Below are 17075 nucleotides of genomic sequence, written 5' to 3' on the forward strand. Positions count from 1 at the left end.
CAGTTGGCGGTCATTGTAAAAAGACAGCGGAACATCAAATAATTATGACAAAAAAATGAAAGGAACTTTTTTAACACTTAATCCAAAAGCGAAAATCTTTGAAGAATTAAAAACTCAACAACTCAAATGGTGGACACTGTTACGTGAAGATAATGAGCTGTATATAGAAATTCGCAAAGACAACTATATCAATGTTTATTATTACGGAGGTTTAGTTGCTAAAATTGATTATGCTAATGGTTTTGTGGCTAAAACTCATCAGAAATATTTGGGCGATGATAAATCTCGTGGAAAAACAAAAAAGGGAACGGGTATATTTAAATATGACCAAATTGATTTAACAAATCTAAACGAAACAAACATTGCAGATATTAAAAATCACATCATGAGTGATTATTTACGACATATCAATGATGAGAATCCGGCTGAAAAATGGATTCAAGGGAAAATGATAAAGCGAAACTCAAATTATATCGACTCAGAGTTCCAGTTCAATCAAGATCCAGAAATTGGCAAATTAAGAATAGATTTGATTGAATTGTCAGGAGGTGTTTTGTCTTTTATTGAATTAAAAGGAATTTCAGACAGTCGTTTAAGGAATGATCCAATAAGGAATCCTAAAACGCCTGAGATTATTGAGCAAATGCGGAAATATCATTTGTTTATCAATAAGTATGAGATGGAATTATTGGATTATTATAAAAAACTCATTGAGATTAAAAATAATTTAGGGTTGACGAAAATCGTTTGCCCAAAACTTACTCTGAATAAAATTCCCAAACTAATAATTGCAAACACATACACCAAAGACACTCTTGGCAGAAGAGAAAGGATTCTAGATATAGAGAAACTTTTAAATAATCATAATATTGATTACAAAATAATAAAATGAAAATAGTCATTCATCGAGGCATAGACCAAATTGGAGGATGCATAACCGAAATTGAAAGTGGCGGCTATAAGATTTTTATTGATTTTGGCGAGCAGTTGCCGGGAACGGAGATTAAAGAATTGAAACCGATAGATGGATTAACTTGTGGTGATGTTTCAAAAAGCGCATTATTCATAACTCACTATCACGGTGACCATATAGGAAAAATTTGCGATACTGTTGTTGATTTACCAATATATGCTGGAAAAACTGCACGCGAAATTTTTAATTGTCTCGAAAGCAGATTATCATATATTCCAGACCCAAACGAGGCAGAAAAACATAAAAGAATTGTTGAACGTATTAAGGAAATTAAAACTTTTGAACAATTACAAAAAATAAATATCGGAGAAATTACCGTTACGCCATTATTTATTGACCATTCCGCTTTTGATGCGTATATGTTTATTGTCGAAGCTGATAACAAACGAATACTTCACACGGGCGATTTTCGTGGACACGGATTTAGAAGTAAGGGACTTATTCCAACGCTAAAAAGATATGCAAAAAACATTGATTACATAATTTCGGAAGGTTCAAATATTCAACGTCCAAATGCGGCAATCCAAACGGAGCAAGAATTACAAAAAGATTTTGAATTGCAATTTAGCAAAAATAAATACAACTTTGTTTTAGTTTCTTCTACTAATATTGACAGAATATTTGCATTATACCATGCTTCAAAAAATGCAAAACGCTGTTTTGTATGTGACAGTTATCAGACAGAAATTTTAAAAATAGTCTCCGAAAATCATAAGCAATACACTAAATTTTACGATATAGATTTCAACCAAACAACAAGCCCTGCTGGTCGTTTCTTTAATTTAAAACGTCAAGGACAAAATCCATTTTCTTTCGATGGTAAATTAAAATCGTATTTAGAAAAAAATGGGTTTTGTATGCTTATACGCTCAAATGATTCATTTCAACCTCTTATCACTGAATATGCTAAATCAAAGGATTCAAAAGTATTTTATTCAATGTGGGATGGATATTTGGATAGTAAGAAACCTGCTTTTAATGAATCGTTATATAATTTTTTGAAGCCTTATAAAATTGAGTATATGCACACAAGTGGGCATGCTGATTTGGGAACACTAAAGACAGTTTTTGAAACAGTTAAACCCAAATGCGGCATTATACCTATTCACACAGAAGCACCTGAAAAATTTCAAGAATTATTTCACGAACAAACTACAATTATTCCTCTTCATGATGGAGATGTATTTGATGTAAAATAAAAACGGATTAATTATGATAAAAAAGAGCGAACGGCTAACAAAGGCTATATGCAATAAGGGTTTTAGTAGTAATTCAAGCATTCTGACCCGCTCAAAATTCGGTGTAGGTGGGCAGGATAGTAGCTTGCAGTCCCTAACTGCATATACACTCAGCCGTTATCGGCAAGTGTAAAAAACGACACAGCGAACAATTTGCTACATAAAGACAGAAAAAAAACGATAAAATGAACAGCCAACCCTCAAAACAACACATTTGCAAACCGATAAGAACTGCTTATATGGTCTTTTATCCGCAAGTATTCAGAATATGAGTAAAATAATTTACGCAGGTCTGATATTTTGTATTTAAGAATGTTTTATATTTGTTGCGTAAATAAGACGTTGAGTGCAATTGCAGAAGAGCCCTACAACATAAATAAAATCGCATAGATGGATAAAAAAATTATAGAATTTATACGAACAAAAGATTTTATTTACCTTGATGAAATAGGTCAAGGAGGAACAGGAAAAACAATCCTCTTGAAAGATGAGATAATTGATGAAACTTTTGTTTGTAAAAAGTACTCTCCATACTATGAAGAACATAAAGATTTATTTTTTAAAAATTTTGTCGATGAAATAAAAATACTTCATAAAATATATCATAAAAACATTGTCAGGGTTTTTAATTATTACCTCTATCCAGAACAAAAAACTGGGTATATATTAATGGAATTTATTGATGGTCAGAATATAAAAACATTTGCGGAGAATAATCCGCATTTGATTAATAATTTATTTGAACAGACCATTGATGGATTCAATTATTTGGAGCAGAATCAGATATTACATAGAGACATTCGACCCGATAATATATTGGTTTCATCCAATGGAGTTGTAAAAATTATTGACTTTGGTTTTGGAAAACGATTAAAGTTTGAGGATGATTTTGATAAAAGTATATCACTTAATTGGCAATTCGAACCTCCAAAAGACTTTGAGAACAAATTTTATGATTTTAGAACTGAGATATACTTTATAGGAAAATTGTTTGAAGAGATACTTAAAGAAAACAAAATTGATAATTTTACTTATAAAGGAGTTTTATCGGAAATGATAAAAACGGATTTTAATGAACGTATTTCCAGTTTTTCGCTGATTGAAAGAAACATTCTTTCTGAAGAAAATATAGAATTAGATTTTTCATACGAGGACAAAGAAACTTATAAAAGATTTGCAAGTTCATTGACTTCAATATTCAGTGAAATTGAAAATAGTACTGGATATAATTCTGATTTAGAAAAAATCATTGCTGACTTAGAAGAAATTCACAGAAACTCAATGCTTGAAGATTATATTCAGAATCCAAATTTAATAGCAAGGTGTTTTGTTAATGGAAGCTACAAATACTTTAAACGTGTAGAATTTCCAATATATGTATTAAAGGATTTTATAAAATTAATAAAGTCTGTATCTGTTGACAAAAAGAAAATAATATTAAATAATTTATGGCAAAGACTTGATTCAGTTGAAAGATTTACTGATTATAAAGATGATTTACCATTTTAAAAAGCAACAGCACCCAACACACAATATAAAACAGTTGGGATTCAGTGGTTTGCGGGCGCTTGGTTCGCTTCAACTTTCTGCAACGGTGGATACGAACGCACTCCGAAAACCCAACCGTTTCATATTGTCAAACGTTATAGTGCATTTAAAAAAAAACGACATGATTACAGTTCAACATAGATTTTTAGACCACCAAATAAGTCCAAAGACAGAAACCCTGATAATTGGAACATTTAATCCTGAAACAGCGGACAATGACGCTGAATTTTTCTATGGAAGAAGCAGAAACTATTTGTGGAGACTTCTACCGACAGCCTTTGGCAAGACAGACTTAAAAGGCGCTTCCAAACAGGAAAAGTTAGATTTTATCAAGGAACATAGAATTGACTTTACCGACCTGATTGAAGAAATTCAAGTTGAAGAAGGTCAAGAAGCCAATTACTATGACGGCTACATCGACAACAAAGTAACTCGATGGAAAAACATCATCACGCTAATTGACACTCTTCCAAACTTGAAAAGGGTTTGCTTTACACGAAAAACCTTCTCTAATATACCGAACATGAAAACAAAGTTATCGGAAATTCAAAAGCATTGTGAAAACAAAGGCATTGCTTTCCAGGCTCTAACCACACCGGCTCGATTTTACCGAGAAGACAAACAAACCGAATGGACAAATTTTCTATTGAATGGTAACAGGTAAAGAAACAAATACGGTTTATTTTTCTGAAAGGCTGCTGTCTGACGAGCGGTTTACAAAGACCTGCAACGCTATAAATGAACTTCTTGAAAAGCATTCTATTAAGTATGGTTTTTTAAAAGCCACAAAAGACATTTGGTGCAGAGACTACATGCCTATTCAGATTGAAAAGGGAAAATTTGTTCAATTCCGTTATGAACCTTCCTATTTAAAGGACGAATTGGAACTTCAATCAGACCCAAAAGAAGTTTGTAAGGCCAACAACATTGATCCAATTTTTTCCAAAATTAATCTTGACGGTGGCAATGTTGTGAATTGGTCAGACAGAGCAATTATTTCAGACCGAGTTTTTGACGAGAACCCGGAATACTCAAACAAAAACAAACTAATAGCTGAAATTGAAAAACTTCTTGAAGTTGAGATTATCGTAATTCCACAAATAAAATCTGATATGACAGGTCATGCAGACGGAATGGTTCGATTTGTTGACAGAAACACAGTGCTTGGGAATGTCCGTGAACAGGAGTTTAAATATTGGAAGAACGGAATCAACAAAATCCTGAAAGAAAAAGGGATTGACTATATCGACATCCCTTTTCTTGAACATAAGGAGAAAAAATATCCTTACCATGCAATTGGTTGCTACGTGAATTACTTGGAAGTTCAAGACTTGATTGTGCTACCAATATTTGAAACAGAGAAAAACAAAGACCAAGAAGTTTATGATAGGTTCAGACAGATTTTCCCAGACAGAAAAATTGAGACGATAAACTATAATGAAATCGGACTTCATGGTGGTCTGTTGAACTGTACGACATGGACGATAAAAGACTGAAAAAGAAAAAAACGATAAAATGAACAGTCCACGCACAAAACAACACATTTGGCTGCCCCGACACACGGGCGACCACTACGCTGCCAAAAGAGCCTTCATTTTACCTACGCACCACTGAAAGACAGCGACTTATTTGAATAATTGGCATTGAAAATTTATGACTAACTTTGCGATTATAAAATAGAACAGCATTGCGATGTCAAAAGAAGCTAAAGCAAGAATAAAAATCAATAAACTGCTTGAAGAAGCAGGATGGCATTTCTTTGACTCCGAAGAAGGCAGAGCCAATATTGTACTTGAGAATAAAACAAAACTAACTCAAACTGAATTAGATGAATTCGGTGAGGATTTTGAAAAAACGAAAAATGGCTTCATTGACTATCTGTTACTTGATGACAAAGGTTTCCCTTTCATTGTTTTAGAAGCAAAGAAAGAGGAAATTAACCCGCTTTTTGCTAAGGAACAAGCCAGAAAGTATGCGCAATCTCAAAACTGTAGATTCGTAATTCTTTCAAATGGAAATTTGCATTATTTCTGGGATTTACAGAGAGGTAATCCGAATATTATTGCAACATTTCCTAAACCAGAAACTGTAATCGGATATACGGAATTTAAGCCAAATGCCGAAGCGTTAATAAATGAAACTGTAAAAGAAGATTACATTGTAAAAACTCAAAAACCAGATTACGCAAGCGACCCGAGATATATTGACGAATCACAACGCTCAGCTTTTATTGAAGAAAATAAATTAAGGTTTTTGCGTAAGTATCAGGTTAGGGCTATTGAACGGATACAGGAAGAAGTAAAAGCAGGCAAAGACCGTTTCTTATTTGAAATGGCAACCGGCACTGGTAAAACTTTAACTTCAGCAGCAGTTATAAAATTGTTTTTACGAACTGGAAACGCAAGAAGAGTTTTGTTTTTGGTTGACCGTTTGGAATTGGAGGACCAGGCAGATAAAGCATTTAAAGAATATTTAAGAACTGATTATAAATGCAGTATTTACAAAGAAAATAGGGATGATTGGCGACAAGCAGAAATTGTTGTTTCGACAGTGCAATCATTTCTTTTCAAAAACAAATACAAAAGAATTTTTACTCCTACTGATTTTGACCTTGTGATTTCGGATGAAGCACATAGAAGTATCGGTGGAAACAGCAGAGCTGTTTTTGAATATTTCATTGGCTACAAGTTAGGTTTGACAGCTACACCAAAGGACTATTTAAAAAAGATTAATGCGGGTGCGTTAAGCGAAAAAGACCCAAGAGAATTAGAAAGGAGAATGCTTTTAGACACTTACACAACCTTTGGTTGCGAAGATGGAAAGCCAACCTTTCAATACAGCCTTTTACATGGTGTAAAAGATGGTTATTTGGTTAATCCTTGCGTTGTAGATGCAAGAACGGAAATAACCACACAGCTTTTAAGTGATGAAGGTTACACGGTAGAAATAACAGACGATGAAGGCGAAGAAACTTCAACCACTTTTTCGCAACGTGATTTTGAAAAGAAACTGTTTTCTGAAAACACAAACCGCATTTTTTGTAAAACATTTTTAGAAAACGCATATAGAGACCCCATATCAGGCGAAATTGGTAAATCAATCGTATTCTGTGTAAGCCAAAACCATGCTGCTAAAATCACTCAAATTCTCAATGAATTTGCCGATAAGATGTTTCCAGGCAAATATCAATCTGATTTTGCCATGCAGGTTACCTCATGGATTCCCGATGCACAGCAATTAACGATTAACTTTACCAACAATCGTTTAGGAGGTAAGGGTAATTTTCATGATTTATACCAAACAAGCAAAACCCGTGTATGTGTTACAGTCGGAATGATGACAACAGGATATGATTGCCCTGATATTTTGAATGTTTGTTTGATGCGACCAATTTTCTCTCCAACCGACTTTATTCAAATCAAAGGTAGAGGAACAAGAAAATACAATTTTGCGAATAAAGAGGTTTTGAAGGATAAAAGTTTAATCGACAATATACCTAAAGAAAACCTGCAAAAATCAAGATTTAAACTTTTTGACTTCTTTGCAAACTGCGAGTTTTTTGAGGAAAAATTCAATTACGATGAAGTTTTAAAGTTACCTCCAAAAGGAACTTCTACCGAAGGCGGTGGTGGAGGTGGTTATGTTGTTGATGAATACGATAGCACAAAACACGACCCCTTAAAAACCTTTACAGTCAATGAAATTGGAGTTGAGGGAATGAAGATTGACCGAATGTATTTTGAAAAATTTGAAGATAAAGTAAAAGAGGATGACAAAATCAAAGAATTAGTTCAGCAAAAGGATTTTGATGCAATAGAACAATACATTATCAGTCAAATTTTTGATAAACCGGAGGAGTATTACAATATAAGCAAACTACGGAATGCTATAAAAATTGACAGGCGTTTATCATTAAGGGAAATCATTGAAAAAATCTTTGGTTTTATTCCTTATTTTAAATCTAAGGACGAACTCCTTGACGATGAATTTGAAAAGTTTGACAGTCGTTATTTACCACCCGAAGAATATTTCACGTTCGCAAAGGATTATTTTAAAAGTTACATTACAGACTCTGAGTTCAGAGATATAATCGAGAATAAAAAATATGCATTATTAAACACCAATCCAAATGGTGATGTATTCAGAAAACTACCGCCAGAGTTGCGTTTTGCGATACCTGAGTACATAAAAGATAATGTATCACTAAATAAATTTGTTCCATAGATGGCAAATACCTACTCACAAATCAACATTCATTGCGTTTTTGCCGTTAAAGGCAGAGAAAATATGATAACTGATAGGTTTCGTGACAACTTGCATAAATATATGTCGGGAATTTTAAGAAATGAGAATGCTTTTCCTTTAGCTGTTGGTGGCTGGAGAGACCACGTCCATGTTTTTTTTGAATTACCTCCGAATTTGAGGGTTTCTGATTTGATGCGAGATTTAAAAGCTGTTTCTTCCAAATGGATTAATGATAATCGTTTCGTCAAGGGAAAGTTTCAGTGGCAAGAGGGATATGGAGCATTTTCATATTCACGTTCTCAACGTAATAATGTCATTCAATACATTATGAATCAGGAAAAACACCATAAAGGGAAAACGTTTAAGGAAGAATATCTGGATATGTTGATTAAATTTAAAATTGAATTTAAAGACGAATATGTATTTGATTTTTATGATTAAAGAAAAGGTCGCCCCAATGGGGCTTAGAAAAATGGTTGTGTGAATCAATTTTCTACCATATGTATGCTCCTATGGAGCTTGTGAAATGAATATTGTCCCTCGTAGGGACAACCTTTTGGTAGAAAATAAAACGAACAAAAGCAAAAGTCCCGTAGGGATGACCTTTTCGTAACAATAAAGAATAAGAACAAAAAAAATCCATTAACGACGAATCTATAAAAAATAATGTTAGACCAAGAAACAAAACGCAGGATTGATACTGCAAGAGATATTTTGGTAGGAAAATTACCAAACCCACAAAGTCAGGTGGAGCAAATTACCATTGCCATGATATACAAATTTATGGACGACATGGATAAGGAAGCAATGGAATTTGGAGGAGAAGCTACTTTTTTTACAGGTGATTACGAAAAATATAGTTGGACGAAAATATTTGACCCGAAATTGGGCGGATATGAGATGTTAGCACTTTATGGAGAAGCCATTGTAAAGCTCAACCAAAATCCAAACATACCGCAACTTTTCAGGGATATTTTTAAAAATGCTTATCTACCTTACAGAGACCCAGAGACTTTGAAAATGTTTCTGAAAGTTATTAATGAGTTTCATTACGACCACAGCGAAAAATTGGGCGATGCTTTTGAATACCTTTTATCAGTTTTAGGCAGTCAGGGTGACGCAGGACAATTCCGCACACCCCGCCACATTATTGATTTTATGGTTGCCATTATGCAGCCAAAAAAAGATGAAAGCATTTGCGACCCGGCATGTGGGACTGCCGGTTTTTTAATTTCTTCATATAGACACATTCTTAACGAAAACACTAAAAAGGACAAAGGCGATTTACTTACTCCCGATGAACGGAAAAAGTTAATAAATAACTTCGTCGGTTATGATATTTCTTCCGAAATGGTGCGTTTGAGTTTGGTAAATATGTATCTGCATGGATTTACCACGCCAAAAATTTACGAATACGACACTTTAACCAGCACTGACCGCTGGGGCGACACCTTTGACATTATCATGGCTAATCCGCCATTTATGACCCCTAAAGGAGGTATCCGCCCGCACAAGAAATTTGCAATGCAAGCAAATAGAAGCGAGGTGCTATTTGTGGATTATATCATGGAGCATATTAATCCGACAACCGGACGTGCAGCGGTGATAGTTCCCGAAGGTATTATTTTTCAAAGTGCTACGGCTTACAAAGCATTACGAAAATTATTGGTTGAAAATAACTTTCTTTATGGAGTAGTTAGTTTGCCTGCCGGAATTTTTCAGCCTTATAGCGGTGTTAAAACTTCCATTCTATTATTAGATAAAACCCTTGCAAAAAAAACTGATAAAATCCTTTTCGTAAAAATTGAAAATGATGGTTATAGTTTAGGTGCCCAAAGAAAAGAACTCGCCACAAGTGATTTGCCTGACGCTACAAATTTCATAAAGCAATACATTACAGCTATTCGTAATAATGACTTTTCGCTAATTGATTTTGAACATTTGCCATTAAACTCGATTGCAGTTGAAAAAAGCAGAATAGCTGAGAACGGGGATTATAATTTAAGTGGCGATAGATATAAAGACAGTATTGCAAAAAAGCATTCCAAATTCGATTTAGTTGAATTAAGCGAAGTTTGTGACCTTTATCAACCTCAAACTATTAGCGCAAGTGATTTCAAAGAAAATGGGGAATACAAAGTTTTTGGTGCAAACGGTGTAATTGGTTATTACGATAAATATAATCATGAAGAATCAGAAGTTCTAATAACATGTAGAGGGGCTACATGTGGTACAATAAATTTTTCTGAACCTAAATCTTGGATTACGGGAAATGCAATGGTTGCTAAACCAATTGATAATAGAATTAATAAGAGATTTCTATTTCATTTATTAAAGGCTTCAGATTTGAGTTCCGTAATTACAGGTGCTGCACAACCCCAAATTACACGAGCTTCATTGTCTCCTTTCAAAATACCATTGCCAACAATTACCGTTCAATTAGAAATCGAAGCAAAAATAGAGCAATACGAAAAAATCATAGCCGGTGCAAAGCAGGTAGTAGAAAACTACAAACCCCAAATTGATATAAAACCCGAATGGGAAATGGTGGAGTTAGGAAGTATAACAAATATTACTTCAAGCAAAAGGATATTCCAAGAAGAATACACCGATGAAGGTATTCCTTTTTATCGAACTAAAGAAATTGTCGAATTAAGTCAAGGAAAGGAGATAAGTTTAGAACTATATATTTCTAAGGAACGTTTCAAGGAACTAAAAACTAAAAATGATATTCCTAAAAAGGGCGAACTTTTAATTTCGGCAGTTGGAACTTTAGGTATTATTTGGGTTATCTCTGATGATCGGGAATTTTATTTTAAAGACGGGAATTTGATTTGGGTAAAAGACTTAAAGGGAGTAAATCCATTTTTTTTGAAGTACATTTTAGAAAATGCTTTTTCATATCGAATGGCAGAACTATCTAATGGTGCTGCATATAATGCGATAACAATAGTAAAACTTAAACAACTTGGCATTCCAATTCCCCCGCTTTCCGAGCAGGAGGCAATAGTTTCCCAAATCGAAAAAGAGCAACAATTGGTAAATGCCAGTAAAGAGCTGATTAAGATATACGAGCAAAAAATAAAAGACGAAATCAATAAACTTTGGGAAGAATAATGGCAAATGCAATTGACATACTGGAATATTTGCCAAACTCTTATAAAACAAGGGATGAGCAAGATTACATAAATTTCCTTTGGGAAAGTTTTGAAAGCAATTACAATAATGCAAAATATCCCTTTGCTTTTATTGCTTACCACATGCTTTATATGAGTTTTGTATATTTTGAGGTATGGCAAATCAAAGAAAACAGAAAAACAGATTTTGAGAAAGCGATGGTTGGGTTGAGCAACGACATGGAAAATGATTTCATTAACGCTGTAACGCCATTTGCTTTTGTAAAATCAAACGAAGCACCATTTTTCAAGTTTTTCAAGCTTCTTGGTTGCGATAATTCAAAAATTGGCACTTACAAAAAAAGTGTTGATGACCGAAATAATTCGTCACATAGCAATGGAAAAATATTATTCAATGACAAAAATATTATCGACAGAAAGATTGATGATGTTTTACGTGCAGTTGATGATATTCAAAATCACTCAAAACCAATTATTGAAGAATGCCTTGCAAAATTTTTAATTGAAAATCACGACCCCGACAAAAGACAATATTACGATGACTTAGACCAGATTAGAGAAATCCTAATACATGGTAATTATCTCTCACAGAAAGACATTGAGCATTTACTGACTTTTGACATTACAATTCTATCGAAAAGAAAAAACTATGAAGCTATGAAAAGTTTATTTGAAACATTTGTGGAAAATTATAAAACAACATAGCCCTCGCTTCGTAGTCAAGCACATTTGCAGGTCGCACCAGCCAACGCCAAGAACAAAACCTGCAAAAGAGCTTGCCAACCCCGACGCACGGACAGAAAGACAATGCAGCAAAAATGACGAGAAAAAACAACGAACCGCCTAAAAAAGGCTTTATACAATAAGGGTTTCAATGGTTATTCAAGCAATGTAGCCCGCTCAAAATTTCGTGTCGGCGAACAAATTGCTACATAAAGACAGAAAAAGAAAAAACGATAAAATGAACAGTCCACGCACAAAACAACACATTTGCAAACCGATAGGAACTGCTTATATTGTCCTTATTTCCGGTAAACGTATTTTTCAATTTCATTTTCATTTAATTCGTCGGTTGATCAACCCGCTTTTCCGCCACTTGAAGGAAACTCCTCACCGAACTGCTGTAATTTTTTGATGGAACCGGCGCTGTACCTTTAGAGCATGAGTTTCCGTTCGAAAACTGCGATTAAATATTCGATGTCCATTTTTTTTAGATTTAACCACAGCAAAATTAATCGTAACATTCGTGAATGCAACTTTTTTATAATAAAAAAAATTATCTTATTCGGTTGATATATTGTCTTTTATCCATAAGTATGAATATGAATAAAATGATTTACGCAGGTTTGATATTTTGTATTTAAGAATGTTTTATATTTGTTGCGTAAATAAGACGTTGGGCGCAAGGCTGAGAAACCGACAGCATTTCATATATTTGATGGAAGAATTTTAAAAATTGACAGAATATGATTTTATTAAATATTTTTGAGACAACATTACCTTTGACTAATCCGGTACTGAAATTTCTGGTTATTCTCATTATTATATTATCTGCCCCGATTCTTTCAAATAAGCTTAAAATACCTCATATTCTTGGACTTATTATAGCAGGAGCCGTAATTGGTCCTAATGGATTTAACCTTTTGTTGCGAGACAGCAGTATAATATTATCAGGCACAGCAGGGTTGTTGTATATTATGTTTCTCGCAGGCTTGGAGATAGATTTGGGAGAATTCAAAAAGAATAGTGCTAAAAGTTTGTTGTTCGGACTATATACTTTTTTGATACCCATGACCCTCGGCATATTGTCAGGTATTTATATTCTTGATTTTTCAATTCTCACATCCGTTTTGCTTGCCAGTATGTATGCATCGCATACATTAATTGTTTATCCAATGCTCAGCAAATTTGGAGTAACAAAAAATCGTGCTGTAAATATTGCCGTTGGTGGTACAATGATTACTGACACCCTTGCCCTTTTAGTTCTTGCCGTTATTGTTGGCATGACTCAAGGTGAAGTAAACTCTACATTTTGGACTAAACTTTCAATTTCAATTTTAGTTTTTGGTTTAATTGTAATGTTTCTTTTTCCAATCATAGGTCGTTGGTTTCTTAAAAGGTACGAAGACAATGTTTCACAATATATTTTTGTTCTTGTAATGGTTTTTCTTGGTGCTGTACTTGCCGAGGCAGCAGGCATAGAGGCGATTATTGGTGCATTTTTATCAGGCTTGGCACTTAATCGCCTAATTCCTTCTACATCATCGTTAATGAACAGGATTGAGTTTGTAGGAAATGCAATTTTTATACCATTTTTCCTTATCGGAGTAGGAATGCTTGTTGACTATCGAGCGTTCTTTAACGACTTTGAAACAATAAAAGTAGCAGCTGTAATGACAATAGTTGCTACTTCTGCAAAATTTATCGCAGCATGGCTTACTCAAAAGTCATTTAAGCTTTCAATTGACGAACGCAGATTAATCTTTGGATTGAGTAATGCACAGGCAGCAGCTACCCTTGCGGCTGTTTTGGTTGGTTATAATGTTATAATCGGGGAAACTGCCAACGGTGAACCAATTCGGTTATTAGGCGAAAGCATCTTAAACGGAACAATTATAATGATTCTTATTACTTGCACTATAGCATCATTTGCTGCTCAAAAAGGTGGTAAAAATATTTCATTACAAGAGTCATCTGCGGTTGAAAGCGAGAATGTTGAAGACTCTGAAAGAATATTAATTCCTATAAGTAATCCAGAAACAATTGAGGAATTAATTAATCTAAGTTCGATACTTAAATCAAAAGGAAATAAAAAGGGTTTATTTGCACTTAATGTTGTCACTAATGACTCTTCGGAATCTAATAATCAGGCAAAAAAGATACTCGACAAAGCTGTTTTTACAGCTTCAGCGAGTGACATACAATTAAATAAACTATTGAGATATGATATAAATCCAACAAATGGAATAATTGGTGTTATTAAAGAACAAAATATTAGCGACTTAGTTTTAGGACTTCATGTAAACAAAGGCATTTCAGAATCATTTCTTGGAAAATTAACGGAAGGTATTTTGACGAAATGCAATACAACTACCTTTGTATATAAACCAATACAGCCAATTTCTACAATAAAAAGACATATTGTAATTGTACCGCCAAATGCTGAGAAAGAGATAGGGTTTCCATTTTGGTTGTCGAAAATATGGAATATTTCCAAAAACACAGGTGCAAGAATTGTTTTCTATGCCAATGAATCAACCCTTGCATATATTAAGAAAATTCATTCAAAACACCCCATTGAAGCAGATTTTAAAATTTTTGACGATTGGAATGACTTTTTGAATATTTCACGGGACATTAGAACTGACGATAATTTATTAATAGTATTAAGCAGGGCAAATAAACCTTCCTACGATGTGAATATGAGCAATATCCCTACATTTTTGAATAAATATTTCAAGAGAAATAGTTTTATTCTTATTTATCCAATGCAGCAAGGAGTTGTTGATAACGAAGAGATAGACCTAAATAATCCATCATTGATTGAACCAATTGAAAAACTTGACGAAATAGGTAAAAATATTATGAAATTATTCAGACAAAAATAAGCCCAGCGCCCGTCATCGTATATAAAACATTTGGCAGTCGGTAGGTTATCGAGCATTTCAGCCCGTATCAAAAGTACTTTTTAGCTTGACCGGAATGTGCTTCGAAATCGGCAACAAAAACATACCGCCAATCCGTTGGGCGCAGGGCAAGAAAAAAAACGTACAACTTGACAGATTTCTGAAATTAGCTTATATATTTGTAACCTAATAAACAGATAATCAACTGAACAATGAGAGATAAGACTCTATATAAATTACATGCAAATATTTTGTAAAGCGTTGGCAAATCCTATCCGAATTGAGATTATTGACGTATTGAATGATAAGGAATTAACTTTGGGAGAACTTCAGAATGAGACAGGAGTTTTAAAATCAAATCTTTCTAAACACCTTTCGTTAATGGTATCTAATGGGATTTTAGTACAAAGGAAAGAAGGTTTAAATGTTTATTTCAAATTATCAACAGACAGAATTACAACTGCTTGCAGAATAATGCGAGAAGTGTTAATTGATAATTTAAGAAAGCAAAGTGAACTGATAAACAATCTGAAATAACATCATGAAAGTAAGAGACAGCGGAATGCCAGACGAGATGATTTGGAATAAGTTTTTTGATATAGATTTGATTTTATCCGAATTACAAATAGACGACAAGATTAAAGATTTAGTTGAAATTGGTAGTGGCTATGGTACATTTACCATTCCTGCATCAAAGAAAATCAAAGGCAAATTATATGCTTATGATATTGATAATGAAATGATTGAAAAATTAAAGAATAAAATTGAAAATCAGAAAATAGAAAATATTGTAATTACCCATCGAGACATCTTAACACAAACAACCGGATTGCAAGACAATTCAATTGATTATGTAATGTTGTTTAATATACTTCATCATGATTCACCATCAGATTTTTTTAATGAAGCTCATCGGATTTTAAAACCAAATGGTAAAATTGGAATTATTCATTGGAGGAGCGATATTAAAACACCACGTGGACCTGAATTAACGATAAGACCTAAACCCGAGCAAATTATCGAATGGATTGACAATACAAAATTTCTTGTAACAAAGAACCCTTTTTTATTAGAGCCATATCACTACGGATTATTAATTACTAAAATTTGAATTTTTTGAATATGAAAATCGGAATCATTTTAGAAACAAAAGAATTAGAAAAGGCATGGAATGCTTTTAGATTTGCGGTAACAGCAAAAAAACAAGGACATGAAGTAAAGGTTTTTCTAATGGGAGAAGCCGTTGAATGCGAAGGTTTAACTCACGAGAAATACAATGTTGATGAACAATTAAAAGCATTTGTGAATGTTGGAGGAGAAATTCTTGCTTGTGGAACATGCCTTAAATCAAGACAATTAAATGAATCAGATGCATGTCCGATGTCGACAATGATTGATTGTGTTAATTTAGTTGTTTGGGCGGATAAAACCCTGACATTCTGATAAAATAGAGAAGAATGCCCAGTAACGGACATCGTGTATAAAACATTTGGCAGTCAGTGTGTTGTCGAACATTTCAGCCAGTATCAAAAGTAGTTATAACTTGACGGGACAGTGCTTCGAAATCGGCAACAAAAACATACTGCCAATCCGTTAGGTGAAATGGCAAAAAACAAGAGTGCAACAAGAAGAGTGCAACAAGAAACCAACGTGATGAAAATCGGAAAAAGGTCGAATTATCGTGATATTAAAAAGAATGGCTGAACCAGAAAAAAATAAATGCAATAAACTATAATGACAAATTATCCACTCATTGTCAAAAAAATCGACAACTCATTTCTACATGTTTTCGGCAAAATGTTTGACCAAACAAAAAAATCACCTACGGATTTTGACCGTAAGTGATTGAGCGGCAAACGAGGCTCGAACTCGCGACCCTCAGCTTGGGAAGCTGATGCTCTACCAACTGAGCTACTGCCGCCTTTCGCAATGCAAATGTAGCAGTTTTTTATTTTGTAGGAAATTTATTTCCAATTTTTATTGATATTTTATAGCGAAAAATCATTAACTTTGCGCTCGCAAAAAGCAATCGGGATGTAGCACAGTTGGCTAGCGCGCCACGTTCGGGACGTGGAGGTCGGGTGTTCGAGTCACCTCATCCCGACAAAAAGGACGAAAGAGATAACACTTCCGCCCTTTTTTGTTTTCACACATATCGATTCACAATCAAAATGCCTGACTGTGGATATTCCGGAGCATACTGACCCCCCATTCCGGGCATACTGACCCCCCGGGAAACCAGGGTAAACAGATACATTTTAACTGTCATTCCGGCGGTTATTGACCCCTCTGAAAGAAAACAATATAA

The 17075-nt window shown here is 34.0% G+C and carries 13 protein-coding genes and 2 tRNA genes; 14 read left to right on the forward strand and 1 reads right to left on the reverse strand.

The genetic code is table 11. From position 1 onward, the window contains the following. Window positions 1–55: 55 nt before the first annotated feature. From EJN84_RS11115 to EJN84_RS11175, 13 genes are all read left to right on the forward strand, one after another. The gene (locus tag EJN84_RS11115) at window positions 56–892 is read left to right on the forward strand and encodes a hypothetical protein (protein WP_129595489.1); all 837 of its coding nucleotides are present in this window, start codon (window positions 56–58) and stop codon (window positions 890–892) included. Beyond that, window positions 889–2172: an MBL fold metallo-hydrolase RNA specificity domain-containing protein gene (locus tag EJN84_RS11120; RefSeq protein ID WP_129595490.1), complete on the forward strand. Its 1284-nt coding sequence runs from the start codon at window positions 889–891 to the stop codon at window positions 2170–2172. The genes EJN84_RS11115 and EJN84_RS11120 overlap by 4 nt, the downstream gene beginning before the upstream one ends. A gap of 429 nt (window positions 2173–2601) precedes the next feature. Next, a complete protein-coding gene (locus tag EJN84_RS11125; protein WP_129595491.1) occupies window positions 2602–3720 on the forward strand; it encodes a protein kinase family protein in 1119 nt (372 codons plus the stop codon). After that, a complete protein-coding gene (locus tag EJN84_RS11130; RefSeq protein ID WP_129595492.1) occupies window positions 3680–4423 on the forward strand; it encodes a uracil-DNA glycosylase family protein in 744 nt (247 codons plus the stop codon). The genes EJN84_RS11125 and EJN84_RS11130 overlap by 41 nt, the downstream gene beginning before the upstream one ends. Beyond that, a complete protein-coding gene (locus tag EJN84_RS11135) occupies window positions 4410–5255 on the forward strand; it encodes an agmatine deiminase family protein (RefSeq protein WP_129595493.1) in 846 nt (281 codons plus the stop codon). The genes EJN84_RS11130 and EJN84_RS11135 overlap by 14 nt, the downstream gene beginning before the upstream one ends. Before the next feature lie 196 nt (window positions 5256–5451). Further along, a complete protein-coding gene (locus EJN84_RS11140) occupies window positions 5452–7983 on the forward strand; it encodes a DEAD/DEAH box helicase family protein (protein ID WP_238944011.1) in 2532 nt (843 codons plus the stop codon). Continuing rightward, window positions 7984–8445 carry an IS200/IS605 family transposase gene (gene tnpA / locus EJN84_RS11145; RefSeq protein WP_129595495.1) on the forward strand — a complete coding sequence of 154 codons (462 nt, stop codon included), beginning with the start codon at window positions 7984–7986 and terminating at the stop codon, window positions 8443–8445. 225 nt (window positions 8446–8670) lie between these two features. Beyond that, window positions 8671–11121: an N-6 DNA methylase gene (locus EJN84_RS11150; protein WP_129595496.1), complete on the forward strand. Its 2451-nt coding sequence runs from the start codon at window positions 8671–8673 to the stop codon at window positions 11119–11121. Further along, window positions 11121–11846 carry a hypothetical protein gene (locus tag EJN84_RS11155; RefSeq protein WP_129595497.1) on the forward strand — a complete coding sequence of 242 codons (726 nt, stop codon included), beginning with the start codon at window positions 11121–11123 and terminating at the stop codon, window positions 11844–11846. Before EJN84_RS11150 ends, EJN84_RS11155 begins: the two co-directional genes overlap by 1 nt. 761 nt (window positions 11847–12607) lie before the next feature. Beyond that, window positions 12608–14749: a cation:proton antiporter gene (locus EJN84_RS11160; protein ID WP_129595498.1), complete on the forward strand. Its 2142-nt coding sequence runs from the start codon at window positions 12608–12610 to the stop codon at window positions 14747–14749. 279 nt (window positions 14750–15028) lie between these two features. Continuing rightward, complete coding sequence (locus tag EJN84_RS11165) at window positions 15029–15304, forward strand: ArsR/SmtB family transcription factor (RefSeq protein WP_165004295.1); 276 nt, start codon at window positions 15029–15031, stop codon at window positions 15302–15304. 4 nt (window positions 15305–15308) lie between these two features. Then, window positions 15309–15878: a class I SAM-dependent methyltransferase gene (locus EJN84_RS11170; RefSeq protein ID WP_129595500.1), complete on the forward strand. Its 570-nt coding sequence runs from the start codon at window positions 15309–15311 to the stop codon at window positions 15876–15878. An 11-nt stretch (window positions 15879–15889) separates the two neighbouring features. Next, window positions 15890–16210 (forward strand): DsrE/DsrF/TusD sulfur relay family protein, encoded by a 321-nt coding sequence (locus tag EJN84_RS11175; RefSeq protein WP_129595501.1) that lies wholly within the window; start codon window positions 15890–15892, stop codon window positions 16208–16210. 405 nt (window positions 16211–16615) lie between these two features. On the opposite strand, the gene EJN84_RS11180 is transcribed toward EJN84_RS11175, so the two are convergent. Then, window positions 16616–16688, reverse strand: a tRNA-Gly gene (locus tag EJN84_RS11180). Window positions 16689–16797: 109 nt separating this feature from the next. Here EJN84_RS11180 and EJN84_RS11185 point away from each other — a divergent pair. After that, a tRNA-Pro gene (locus tag EJN84_RS11185) sits at window positions 16798–16871 on the forward strand. The last annotated feature ends 204 nt before the right edge of the window (window positions 16872–17075 follow it).

The organism is Seramator thermalis, assembly GCF_004138125.1.
In the GTDB taxonomy this organism is placed as follows: Bacteria; Bacteroidota; Bacteroidia; order Bacteroidales; family Dysgonomonadaceae; genus Seramator; species Seramator thermalis.